This window comes from Methylocapsa sp. S129 (genome assembly GCF_009765995.1).
In the GTDB taxonomy this organism is placed as follows: domain Bacteria; phylum Pseudomonadota; class Alphaproteobacteria; order Rhizobiales; family Beijerinckiaceae; genus Roseiarcus.
Genome location: NZ_LMUI01000027.1, coordinates 64238 through 75958, shown reverse-complemented (window position 1 = coordinate 75958; position 11721 = coordinate 64238). Strand labels below are relative to the sequence as shown.

Here is an 11721-nt window from a genome sequence, read left to right as displayed (position 1 = left end):
GATGGGTCTTTGGCCGGGGAGAAGCCGGATCTGGCGCGCGCCCGCGAAGGTCAATCTGACGCTGCATATCCTGGGCCGCCGCGCGGACGGATGGCACGATCTCGACAGCGTCGTCGCCTTCGCGGGCTGCGGCGACTGGCTGTCCTTCGAGCCCGCCGAGACCCTTTCGCTTGAGGTCGACGGGCCTATGGCGGCGGCCGCCGGCGCGATCGGCGACAATCTCATTATGCGGGCCGCACGCGCGTTGCAGGACCGCTCGCCGGGGATTCGGCTGGGCCGGTTTCATCTGCGCAAGAACCTGCCCGTCGCGGCCGGCCTTGGCGGCGGCTCGTCCGACGCGGCGGCGGCGCTGCGCGCGCTGGCGCATGAAAATGCTCTGGCCGCCGACGATCCCCATCTTTGGGCGGCGGCGCAGGCGACGGGTTCGGACGTCCCCGTTTGTCTCGATCCTCAATCGCGGACCATGAGCGGCCGCGGCGAAAAGCTGGGACCCCGATTGCAATTGCCGCCTCTGTTCGCGGTGCTCGCCAATCCGCGGGTCGCCGTCGCGACGCCCGCGGTCTTCGCGCGCCTCGGCCTCGCCAAAGGCGCTTCTTCGGGACTCGGCGCATCGCCCCTGCCGGGAGCCGGCGCGGATCGGTCGGCTGCGACAAGCGCTCTCCGGCAGGGCCGCAACGACATGCAAGCCGCGGCGTGCGCGCTGGAACCTGCGATTTCCGAGGTTCTCGAAGCGCTCGGCGCGCTTCCCGGCGTTTCGCTGGCGCGCATGTCGGGCTCGGGCGCAACATGCTTCGCGTTGTTCGACCAGCGCGCCGCGGCCTCGCGCGCCGCGGCGTCCCTGGCGCGCGCGCATCCCGGTTGGTGGGTGAAGACGACCGTTTTACGGTAGCGGCGCGCCTAATGCGCGCGGCTGATCGCGAACTCAACCGCGTCGAGCAGCGCGTGTTTCCAGGCCGAGGCGGGGAACAATTCGAGCGAATCCCGCGCCATCGCGCCGTAATGGCGCGCCCGCTCGATCGTATCCTCAAGCGCCCGGTGCTTCTTCATCGTGGCGAGCGCGATCTCAAGATCGCCGTCGCGGACCTCGCCCTGCTCAAGCGTCCGGCGCCAGAATTCGCGCTCGACGCTGGCGCCGCGTCGGAACGACAGAACGACGGGCAGCGTGATCTTGCCTTCCTTGAAATCGTCGCCGACATTCTTGCCGAGTTTGGCGGAGGAGCCGCCGTAATCGAGCGCATCGTCGATGAGCTGGAACGCGATCCCCAGATTGGCGCCAAAGCCGCGGCAGGCGGCGATCTCGGCCTTCGGGCGTTCGGCAAGGATCGGCCCGACTTCGCAAGCCGCTGCGAACAATGCCGCTGTCTTGGCGCGGATGACAGCGAGATAGGCGTCCTCCGTCGTCGCCGTATCCTTGGCGGCCGAAAGCTGCATGACCTCGCCCTCGGCGATCACGGCGGCGGCGCTCGACAACACATCGAGGCATTGCAACGAGCCGACCTCGACCATCATCTTGAAAGCTTGGCCGAGTAGGAAATCGCCGACCAGCACGCTGGCTTCGTTGCCCCAAAGCACCCGGGCCGCGAGCTTGCCGCGCCGCATGTTGCTCTCGTCGACGACATCGTCGTGCAGCAACGTCGCCGTATGCATGAATTCGACGGAAGCGGCGAGCTTGATATGTCCCTCGCCCGAATAATGGCACAGACCCGCCGTCGCCAGCGTCAGAATCGGCCGCAGGCGCTTGCCCCCCGACGAAATCAGATGATTGGCGACTTCGGGGATCATGCCGACATCCGACCCGGTGCGCGAAAGAATCGTCTGATTGACGGCGGCCATATCGGTCGCGACGAGAGCCGTGAGCCTGTCGATGAGGCGCTCGGACGACTTTTCTTCGAGCGGAATGACAATTCCCACAGGCTCTTCCCTTGTCACTTCAAGACGGCTTGACCATAAAGAGGGGCCGCCGCACGGGCAAGCGCGATACGTCGCAGGGAGCCAGGCTCAAATCGCGGATGGACTTTTTGCTTTTACGTTCAACGCCATAGGTCGACCTTGATTGAAATCGTGCGCACCAACGATCTGGTCATGATCTCGGTCATCGAGAGCCTTTTGACGCAGGAAGGCGTGCCCTATTTCGTCGCCGACCAGCATATGAGCGCCGTCGAGGGCTCGCTCGGCTTCCTGCCGCGCCGCATCATGGTCGACACGGAGCAGAGCAACCGCGCGCGGCGCCTGCTGCAAGAAGCGGGTCTGGCCGCCGAATTGCGCCATGAGTGACCCGGCCGACAGGCCAGGGGATTTTGCAACGAGCGACGACACGCTGCTTGGCGGCCGTCTGAATATTCGCCAGCCGGTCAAGGGGCATCGAGCAGGCAGCGACGCGATCCTGCTGGCGGCGGCGGCGCCCCGCGACGGGGTCAGCCGCCTCGTCGATGTTGGCGCGGGCGTCGGCTCGGTCGGGCTGGCGGCGCTGCAGCGCATAAGCGGCGCAAGCGCCGACCTCGTCGAAAAGGACGCCGATCTGGCCGCCCTCGCCGAGCAGAACGCCGCGCTCAACGGCCTGGAAAGGCGAACGCGCGTCTTGCGCGTCGATATTACCCAGGCCCGCGACCGCCGGAGCGCCGGCCTTATCGATGACGACGCCGATCTTGTCCTGACCAATCCGCCGTTTTTCGACGCGCAAAGCGTGCGCGCTTCGCCCGACGCGAGGCGGGCGACCGCCCATGTCTTTGACAAATCGCCAGCCGGCGCCGGCGCAGCCCTGGAAGGCTGGATTGTCGCGTGCTTTGCTTTGCTGCGCGCCGGCGGCCGTTTCGTCATGATCCACCGGCCCGACGCACTCGCGCAAATTCTAGGCGCTTTCGGGCGGCGGATCGGATCGGTCGCGGTTCTGCCCATCCACCCGAACGCCCAGGCGCCCGCCCATCGCCTTCTCGTCACCGGCGTGAAGGGTGCGCGAGGGCCTATCAGCCTGCGTCCCGGCCTGATCCTCCATGATGACGCCGGCGCCTTCACGCCAGCGGCCGAGGCTATCCACCGCGGCGAGGCCTTGATCGATTGGGGCGAGGCGGGGCCGCGAAAGGAAACGCGAACGCCGCGTTGACCGACGCGGCCCGTCTCACTAGGGTCCGCGCGCTCAATCAAAATACCAGAGTCGCCAGCCGTTATGTCCGCTGTTTCCGCATCCAAGGCCGCCCAGGAAGCCGACGCGTCACTCGATCCGACGCGCTCGTTTCAGGCGCTGATCCTGACGCTGCAAGCCTATTGGGCGCGGCAGGATTGCGTCATTTTGCAGCCCTATGACATGGAGGTCGGCGCCGGCACTTTTCATCCCGCCACGACGTTGCGTTCGCTTGGGCCGACGCCTTGGAAAGCCGCTTATGCGCAGCCTTCGCGCCGTCCCAAGGACGGCCGTTATGGCGAGAACCCCAATCGTCTCCAGCATTATTATCAGTTCCAGGTGATCCTGAAGCCCTCGCCAGAGAATTTGCAGGACCTTTATCTCGGCTCGCTCAAAGCGATTGGCGTCGATGAGGCGCTGCACGACATAAGGTTCGTTGAAGACGATTGGGAGAGCCCGACCCTGGGCGCCTGGGGGCTCGGCTGGGAATGCTGGTGCGACGGCATGGAAGTCTCGCAATTCACCTACTTTCAGCAGGTCGCCGGCTTCGAATGCGCGCCGGTGTCGGGCGAATTGACCTATGGACTGGAGCGTCTCGCCATGTATGTGCAAGGCGTCGACAGCATCTATGATCTCAATTTCAACGGCCGCGACGGCGCCGCGCGCATTTCTTATCGCGACGTCTTTCTGCAGGCCGAGCAGGAATATTCGCGGTTCAATTTCGAATATGCCGATACGGAAATCCTGTTTCGCCATTTTAAGGACGCCGAAGGCGAGTGCCGCGCGCTGCTGGAAAAAGGCGCGAGCGGGACCCGTCACCTGATGGCGCTGCCGGCCTACGACCAGTGCATCAAGGCGAGCCACGCCTTCAACTTGCTCGACGCGCGCGGCGTCATTTCCGTCACCGAGCGCCAGAGCTACATCCTGCGCGTGCGCGAGCTCGCCAAAGCCTGCGGCGCCGCATGGCTGAAGACGGCGGGCGGCGGCGCGGGGCCGGGTCAGTAAATCGTTTCCCCCTTGCGGGAGAAGGGGAAGCGGGCGCTTTGAATTAAGATCGAACGATGCCATTTGTGAGACGCAATGCCCGACCTCCTGCTAGAATTCTTCAGCGAAGAAATCCCCGCGCGCATGCAGCGCCAGGGCGCCGAGGATTTGAAACGTCTCGTGACCGGCGCGCTGGTCGAGCGCGGCCTGCTCTATGAGGGCGCGCAGAGCTTTGTCACGCCGCGCCGACTCGCGCTGCATATCGTCGGCCTTCCCGCCGAACAGACCAAGAGCATGGAAGAACGCAAGGGTCCCCGCGTCGGCGCGCCTGACGCCGCGATCCAGGGCTTTTTAAAGAGCGCCGGGCTCGCGCGCATCGAAGACGCCAAGATCGAGAAGGATCCGAAGAAGGGCGAGTTCTACGTCGCGCTGATCGAGAAGCCGGGCCGCGCGACGACGCAGGTGATCGCGGAGATCTTTCCCGCGATCATCCGCGGCTTTCCCTGGCCCAAGTCGATGCGCTGGGGCGCGGCATCCGTACGTTCGGACGCCCTGCGCTGGGTGCGGCCGTTGCGCGCGATCGTCTGCACCTTCAGCAGCCAGCATGAGACGCCCGAGATCGTAAAGTTCGATGTCGACGGTCTCGCCTCGGGCGACACAACCTATGGTCATCGCTTCATGGCGCCCGACGCGATCAAGGTTCGGCGCTTCGAGGATTATGTCGACAACCTCGCTAAGGCCAGGGTCGTGCTCGACGCCGAGCGACGCAAGCAGATCATTCTGGCCGACGCGCGCTCCCTGGCGCTTGCGCATGGGCTCGCGCTGGTCGAGGACGAGGGTCTGCTGGAGGAGGTCGCCGGCCTCGTCGAATGGCCCGTCGTGCTGATGGGCGAATTCGAAGCGGCTTTCCTTGAAATTCCCTCCGAAGTCATTCGCGCCACCATCCGCGCCAATCAGAAATGCTTCGTACTGCGCGACGCGAGCGGCAAGCTCGCCAACAAGTTCATTCTCGTCGCCAATCTCATCGCCAGCGACGGCGGCGCCGCGATCGCGGCGGGCAATGGGCGCGTCGTGCGCGCGCGGCTGTCGGATGCGCGCCATTTCTGGCTGACCGATCTGGCGTCCTTACCCGATTATAAAGGCAAGGCCGGCAAGCCGCTCGATCAGCGGCTCGCCAAGCTGCGCGCGCTCGGCATTGTGTTTCACGAGAAGCTGGGGTCGCAGGGCGAACGCGTCGATCGGATCGCGGCCTTGTCGTACAAATTGGCGCCTTTGGTTGGCGCCGATCCTGCCCTGGCGCGGCGCGCCGCGATTCTCGCCAAGGCGGATCTCGTCACGGAAATGGTCGGCGAATTCCCCGAGCTTCAGGGGCTTATGGGGCGCTATTACGCCGCCGGGCAGGGCGAAGACGCAGCGGTCGCCGCCGCGCTTGAAGATCATTACAAGCCGCAAGGGCCAAACGATCGCACGCCGGGCGCGCCGATCTCGATCGCCGTCGCTCTGGCCGACAAGCTCGACGCGCTTGTGGGCTTCTGGATCATCGACGAGAAGCCGACAGGGAGCAAAGATCCCTATGCGCTAAGGCGGGCGGCGCTGGGAATCATCCGACTTATTTTGGATAATAATCTTCGGCTTTCCATTGCCGATTGCGTTCGATGGTCTCTCCTCGCCTACATCCTGTACGGGCTCAGGCCTGACGCGTCCTACAGATCGCTTGCCAAGGAATACGATCCGCAATTGACCGAGCCGACCGAGCGCTGGTGCGACCCGTCCTATACAATGCTGCTGAATTTTGACGGCTTTATCGATAAACGCGGAGAAGACGCGGGTCTGTTCCAGATCGGCCATCCCGATCATTCGCCAGGCGTCCATGGAGAAGAGATCGCTCGTTTCGCGGCGGCGCACCACGAGCTTCATCGTCGGCTGGAAGAGCTGGACCGCCTAGCGGATAGTTTAACCGCAATTGGATTTTCCGGAGAAGATAATCCGACGGCCCTAGGTCTGTCTGGCGACGTGGTGGGGTATTATGAAGGGAGCCCGGATCTGCGTCCCATTTACGCCCAGCCGGCGTTGCCGCTCGGCAAAAGCCTTCTCGCCTTCTTTGCCGATCGCCTCAAAGTCTATCTCCGCGACAAGGGCGCGCGCCATGATCTGATCGACGCGGTCTTCGCTTTGCCCGGCCAGGACGATCTCCTGATGATTGTGCGCCGCGTCGAAGCGCTCGGGCGTTTTCTCGAAACCGACGACGGCAAGAACCTGCTGGCTGGCTATCGCCGCGCCGCCAACATCTTGCGAGCCGAGGAAAAGAAGGACGGCGCCGGCGCTTTTTCGAGCGCGCATGACGAGGATGCGCTGGTCCTGCCGCAAGAGAAGGCGCTGGCGAACACGCTTGGCGCCGCCAGCCGCAGCGCCGCCGAACATGTCGCGCGCGAGGATTTCGAGGGCGCGATGCGCGCCCTGGCGCGCTTGCGCGCGCCGGTCGACGCCTTCTTTGTCGACGTCACCGTCAATGCCGACGAACCGGAGCTACGGCTCAATCGCCTGCGGCTTCTGAATGAATTGCGCGAGGCCGTTCACACGGTCGCGGATTTTTCGAAGATCGTGGGGTGAAGTCCGTCGTCGCCCATTGGGAGTGGGAGCGTTCGCCCGACCTCGCTGGCAAGGACGACGAAGCGCGTTAATAACTCTTTATATTATGATGACGCCTCACAGCATTGACAGCTATCGCGGTCGATGATCGATTCAAGCTCTCCAGTCTTTGGAGGAGGACGCGTGTGTGCGTTGGATATTGAGAATTGCGTCTGTTATATTTTTTGGCGGCATGCTGTCTCTATCCGCATTGGCTGATAGCCTACCAAAAACTGCCGCGCCGATGAATAGTGAGTCGGTAAAGAAAATATACTCTGGCAATACGTTAATATCTAAATATTACGATATTTACTTTGCGGCAGACGGATCTATTAAGGGGATATTCGGCAAGCCATCCACTAAAGCTCTTATACAGGGTTCATGGAGCGTTAGCGGCAACGAAATATGCATGTACACATTCAGAAGCAAAGAGCCCAATTCTTTCCGTGATTGCTATCAATATTGGCAGGACGGAAGGCGTATTATCGCCCTTTGGTCGGTGCATTCTGACGGTTCAACAGTAGACCAAAATGGCGGATATAGCGTCGGCGAAGATAGAAACCTGAAATCAGGCGATCTTATTTCCGCGAGATATTCCGCGGCGCCAGCGATGTGACGCTAAAATTTTCCATTCTGGGCCCGCGCCGGTTTCTCATTGGCGGTAAGCGTTGCGACCCACCGTAAGCGCATCGGCGCGAGACGCCTCACTCGGCGCCTATGGTTTCTGACCTGTCGCGGCGGGGACCTTCGATGGGCTCGCAGGCGAGGGAGTGAGCGGTGGCGTCCGCGGCCCATTGAACTCGCTTCCGGGCTGCATTTCCAGACAGGTCAACAATTCGACGTAACTGAATGTGACGCCTTTCGGCTCGGCGCAAGTTTCCCGCGCATTGCCCGAAAAATGGCTCCACTTTTGTTGGAGCTCATCTCTCGCCGCTTTCTCGTCCTGAACGCAGCTTTGGAAAGCGCTCGTCTGATCCTGGCCCGGAAGCGCCGCCGCCTTGGCGCTTTGGCACATGCTATCAAGATTCGTCGTCGGCATGGACGCCGAGAGCGCTACCAAGAAAATCACCGGTGTCATCGCTACGCCCTCCATGCCATTCGCCGGGCTGCGAAACCCAACCGGAATCTACACGAGCGTGTGGAGGAGCGCTGTTAAAATCGGCGTGAGACAGCTTATTCCAACGCCTTCGTCCTGCCGCCGCAGAAAGTCTATAGGGGCGTAGGCCGTTGAATCTTCGTCATGTGGCGATGATGCCGACGGCAACCGCCGCGACGGTGACGATTCCGCCAATCGAGACCATCCCGATAAACAACGCCCCGACGCTCAAAATGCTCTTAAACATAAACGCCACCCCAGCCGCGATTTGCCGCCGAAAAATGATGCCATGCGGATGGTGAATCTGAAGTGAAGAACCGAACGCGGACAGCCATGGGCTGGCGCCGGTCATAAGGTTAGGGCAATTCCAAGATTGCGGGATGACGCCGTCAGCGCGCGGCGACGGCCGTCCGCTTGATCCGCACGATCACATCCACCCGCGCGATTTCCGTTCCCTCGGGCGCCTGCGGCAGACCGGAGACGGCGACTTCGCCTTTGGGAATATCGACGAGCGAATTCGTCTCTTCGATCAGGAAATGGTGATGCGGCGTGATGTTAGTGTCGAAATAGGTGCGCGACCCGTCGACTGCGATTTCGTTGAGCAGACCGGCTTGCGTGAACTGATGCAGCGTATTGTAGACGGTGGCGAGCGAAACCGGCACTTTCATCGCCACCGCTTCTTCGTAAAGCGTCTCGGCGGTCACATGCCGGTCGCCCTTGCCGAATAGCAGCCAGCCCAAGGCGATGCGCTGGCGCGTCGGGCGCAGGCTGGCGCGGCGCAATTTTCCGCGCAGCAGATGGACCGGACAGGCGTTCATAGCCTCGCCGGACTGCGCGCTCCGCGGCGGGAAAATTTGTGTATCAGGCAATCTCTTCGACTTCCATCGTCCAGGGGCCGCGCGGCGAGGACGCCGCCGGTCGGCAACTTATGCACATATAATACGAAACCGGGTCGCCGTCTGCAACTTGCATCGCGATGCGTCACTTTGGTCGAAATGCCGGGCGCCGCCGCTTCCGGGATGGCACCGCCTGTGTTAGGAAGCGCCAAATGTCTGGCGCGCGGCGCCGCGCATGCTTGTCCCGGGGGACTTTGTGCGAAAAGGGATTTGGCGTTGATGAGCGAGAGGCGCACCAGTTTCGCCTATGAGGAGCTTCTGGCCTGCGGGCGCGGTGAATTGTTCGGCGCCGGCAACGCGCAATTGCCGCTGCCGCCGATGCTCATGTTCGATCGCATCACCGACATTTCCGAGGCAGGCGGGGCCAATGGCAAGGGCGGCGTGCGCGCCGAATTCGACATCAAGCCGGAACTCTGGTTTTTCTCCTGTCATTTCAAGGGCGATCCTGTCATGCCGGGTTGCCTCGGGCTCGACGCCCTGTGGCAATTGACCGGGTTTTTTCTGGGCTGGCTCGGCCTGTCCGGGCGCGGACGCGCGCTTGGCGTCGGCGAGGTGAAATTCGTCGATCAGGTGCTCCCCACGGTCAAGCGCGTGATTTACGGCGTCGATGTGAAGCGCGTGTTCAGGGGCAAATTGGTGCTCGGCATCGCCGACGGTTGGTTGGAAGCGGACGGCCGGCGCATATATGAGGTCAAGGACATGCGCGTTGGCCTATTCGGCGCCGCCAAGCCCGCGGAAGCCTGAATCCAGCGCTCTGCCCCGTCCGATTTCATCGCCCTTCGGCGCAAGCGTTCAGGAGAATGGCATGAGGCGTGTCGTCGTTACCGGTATGGGGATCGTCTCTTCGATCGGCAATAACACGCAAGAAGTGGTGGCGAGCCTGCGCGAGGGCCGGTCCGGCGTGACGCGCGCGGAAAAATACGCCGAACTGGGCTTTCGTTGCCAGGTGCAGGCGGCGCCGACCTTGAAAGCCGAAGAAGTCGTCGACCGCCGCGCGATGCGGTTCCTGGGCGGCGGCGCCGCCTGGAACCATGTCGCGATGGAGCAGGCGATCCGCGACAGCGGGCTTGAGGAAAACGAGATTTCCAATCTGCGCACTGGCCTTATCATGGGCTCGGGCGGTCCTTCGACGCGCACCATCGTCGAAGCGGCCGACATTACGCGCGCCAAGGGGGGTCCCAAGCGGATTGGTCCGTTCGCGGTTCCCAAGGCGATGAGTTCGAGCCCATCGGCGACGCTCTCGACCTGGTTCAAGATCAAGGGGGTCAATTATTCGATCTCCTCGGCTTGCGCGACCTCCAATCATTGCATCGGCAACGCCTTCGAAACGATTCAGTGGGGCAAGCAAGACGTCATGTTCGCCGGCGGTTGCGAAGATCTCGACTGGACGCTGTCTTCGCTGTTCGATGCGATGGGCGCGATGTCGACAGGCTACAATGACAATCCCAGCGTCGCCTCCCGCGCTTATGACAAGAATCGCGACGGCTTTGTCATTTCGGGCGGCGCCGGCGTGGTCGTTCTTGAGGAACTGGAGCACGCGCGGGCCAGGGGCGCGAGGATCTACGGCGAGATCGCCGGTTATGGCGCCTCGTCGGACGGCCAGGACATGGTCGCGCCCTCGGGCGAGGGCGCGGTGCGCTGCATGCGTCTGGCGCTGGCCAGCGTGAAGGCGCCGATCGATTACATCAATCCGCATGCGACATCGACGCCGGTCGGCGATCTCCGGGAAATCGAGGCCTTGCGCGAAGTGTTCGGAGCAGGCGACAAATGCCCGCCGATCGCGGCGACCAAATCGCTCGCCGGCCATTCGCAGGGCGCGACCGGCGTGCATGAGGCGATCTATTCCCTGCTGATGATGCAGAACGGCTTTATCTGCGAGAGCGCTCATATCGAGGAGATCGACCCCGCCTTCGCGGATATGCCGATTGTGCGCGAGCGCCGCGATAATGTTAGGCTGGGGGCGGTGCTGTCCAATTCCTTCGGCTTTGGCGGCACCAATGCGGCAATTGTTCTCAAGCACGTGGACGCTTGAGCAAGGGGGGCGACCGGGCGTGAAGAAATCGGGATTGATGAGCGGCAAGCGCGGCCTCGTGATGGGCGTCGCCAACGATCACTCGATTGCCTGGGGCGTCGCCAAATCCCTCGCCGATCAGGGCGCGGAGCTTGCTTTCACCTACCAAGGTGAAGCGCTCGGCAAACGGGTGAAACCGCTGGCGGGCAGCCTTGGCTCGTCGATCGTCCTGCCTTGCGACGTCGAGGACCTCGCCTCTGTCGACCATTTGTTCGAGGCGCTGAAGGCGCAATGGGGATCGATCGACTTTCTCGTCCATTGCATCGCCTATTCCGACCGCAGCGAATTGAAGGGCCGCTACGCCGACACTTCGCGCGAGAATTTCACGCGCACGATGGTGATCTCGGCCTTTTCCTTCACCGAGATCGCCAAACGCGCCGCCGCGATCATGCCGCGCGGCGGATCGATGGCGACCTTAACCTTCGGCGGGGCGACGCGCGTCATGCCCAATTATAATGTGATGGGGCTCGCCAAGGCGGCGCTGGAGGCGAGCGTGCGCTATCTTGCCGCCGATTTCGGACCGGCCGGCATCCGCGTCAACGCCATTTCGGCCGGGCCGATCCGCACGCTGGCTGGCGCCGGCATCGCCGACGCCCGCTTCATGTTCAATTTCCAGCGCGACCATTCGCCTCTGCGCCGCACCGTGACGATCGAGGATGTCGGCGGCGCCGCGCTTTATCTGCTGTCGAACCTGTCGTCGGGCGTTACCGGCGAGGTCCATTTCGTCGACGCCGGCTATAATATCATCTCCATGCCGCGCCCCGAGGACATCAAGACGGCGGAGAATGGGCCAAGCGAACTGGCGGCGGAATAAAGGGGCGAAAGCCCGCGCGCGACCTATCTCAGAATTTGAACCCGGCGCCGGGCGCAAGCCCGTTTCCCCCGCCCAGAAAGACGCGACTGCTCTCGCCATTGTCAAAGCCATCGG

General features: G+C 62.9%; 12 protein-coding genes. 9 read left to right on the top strand and 3 right to left on the bottom strand.

The genetic code is table 11. From position 1 onward, the window contains the following. Position 1 precedes the first annotated feature (1 nt). Positions 2 to 889, top strand: coding sequence for a 4-(cytidine 5'-diphospho)-2-C-methyl-D-erythritol kinase (locus tag GSQ90_RS16685; protein ID WP_158815983.1), 888 nt, complete (start codon positions 2 to 4; stop codon positions 887 to 889). Positions 890 to 897: 8 nt separating this feature from the next. Here GSQ90_RS16685 and GSQ90_RS16680 read toward each other — a convergent pair whose 3' ends face one another. Further along, a complete protein-coding gene (locus GSQ90_RS16680) occupies positions 898 to 1911 on the bottom strand; it encodes a polyprenyl synthetase family protein (RefSeq protein WP_158815982.1) in 1014 nt (337 codons plus the stop codon). A 150-nt stretch (positions 1912 to 2061) separates the two neighbouring features. Between GSQ90_RS16680 and GSQ90_RS16675 the strand changes: the two genes are divergently transcribed. The 5 genes from GSQ90_RS16675 (at position 2062) to GSQ90_RS16655 (ending at position 7346) form a co-directional block, all read left to right on the top strand. Continuing rightward, positions 2062 to 2274 carry a DUF2007 domain-containing protein gene (locus GSQ90_RS16675; protein WP_371418392.1) on the top strand — a complete coding sequence of 71 codons (213 nt, stop codon included), beginning with the start codon at positions 2062 to 2064 and terminating at the stop codon, positions 2272 to 2274. Next, a complete protein-coding gene (locus GSQ90_RS16670) occupies positions 2267 to 3100 on the top strand; it encodes a tRNA1(Val) (adenine(37)-N6)-methyltransferase (RefSeq protein WP_158815980.1) in 834 nt (277 codons plus the stop codon). The genes GSQ90_RS16675 and GSQ90_RS16670 overlap by 8 nt, the downstream gene beginning before the upstream one ends. A gap of 63 nt (positions 3101 to 3163) precedes the next feature. Beyond that, positions 3164 to 4123, top strand: a complete 960-nt coding sequence (locus GSQ90_RS16665) for a glycine--tRNA ligase subunit alpha (protein WP_158815979.1) — start codon at positions 3164 to 3166, stop codon at positions 4121 to 4123. 75 nt (positions 4124 to 4198) lie between these two features. Continuing rightward, the gene (gene glyS, locus GSQ90_RS16660; protein ID WP_158815978.1) at positions 4199 to 6712 is read left to right on the top strand and encodes a glycine--tRNA ligase subunit beta; all 2514 of its coding nucleotides are present in this window, start codon (positions 4199 to 4201) and stop codon (positions 6710 to 6712) included. A gap of 166 nt (positions 6713 to 6878) precedes the next feature. Beyond that, positions 6879 to 7346 (top strand): DUF995 domain-containing protein, encoded by a 468-nt coding sequence (locus GSQ90_RS16655; RefSeq protein ID WP_158815977.1) that lies wholly within the window; start codon positions 6879 to 6881, stop codon positions 7344 to 7346. A 622-nt stretch (positions 7347 to 7968) separates the two neighbouring features. Here GSQ90_RS16655 and GSQ90_RS16650 read toward each other — a convergent pair. Together GSQ90_RS16650 and irrA are read right to left on the bottom strand one after the other, a co-directional pair. Then, entirely contained in the window at positions 7969 to 8178 is a 210-nt protein-coding gene (locus tag GSQ90_RS16650) for a hypothetical protein (RefSeq protein ID WP_158815976.1), read from the bottom strand. A 37-nt stretch (positions 8179 to 8215) separates the two neighbouring features. Continuing rightward, positions 8216 to 8644, bottom strand: a complete 429-nt coding sequence (irrA, locus tag GSQ90_RS16645) for an iron response transcriptional regulator IrrA (protein ID WP_158815975.1) — start codon at positions 8642 to 8644, stop codon at positions 8216 to 8218. Between the two features lie 297 nt (positions 8645 to 8941). Here irrA and fabA point away from each other — a divergent pair, with 297 nt between their 5' ends. From fabA to fabI, 3 genes are all read left to right on the top strand, one after another. Beyond that, the gene (fabA, locus tag GSQ90_RS16640) at positions 8942 to 9466 is read left to right on the top strand and encodes a 3-hydroxyacyl-[acyl-carrier-protein] dehydratase FabA (protein WP_158815974.1); all 525 of its coding nucleotides are present in this window, start codon (positions 8942 to 8944) and stop codon (positions 9464 to 9466) included. Between the two features lie 61 nt (positions 9467 to 9527). Beyond that, positions 9528 to 10754, top strand: a complete 1227-nt coding sequence (gene fabB / locus GSQ90_RS16635; protein ID WP_158815973.1) for a beta-ketoacyl-ACP synthase I — start codon at positions 9528 to 9530, stop codon at positions 10752 to 10754. A gap of 37 nt (positions 10755 to 10791) precedes the next feature. Further along, a complete protein-coding gene (gene fabI / locus GSQ90_RS16630) occupies positions 10792 to 11607 on the top strand; it encodes an enoyl-ACP reductase FabI (protein WP_158816023.1) in 816 nt (271 codons plus the stop codon). Positions 11608 to 11721 lie beyond the last annotated feature (114 nt).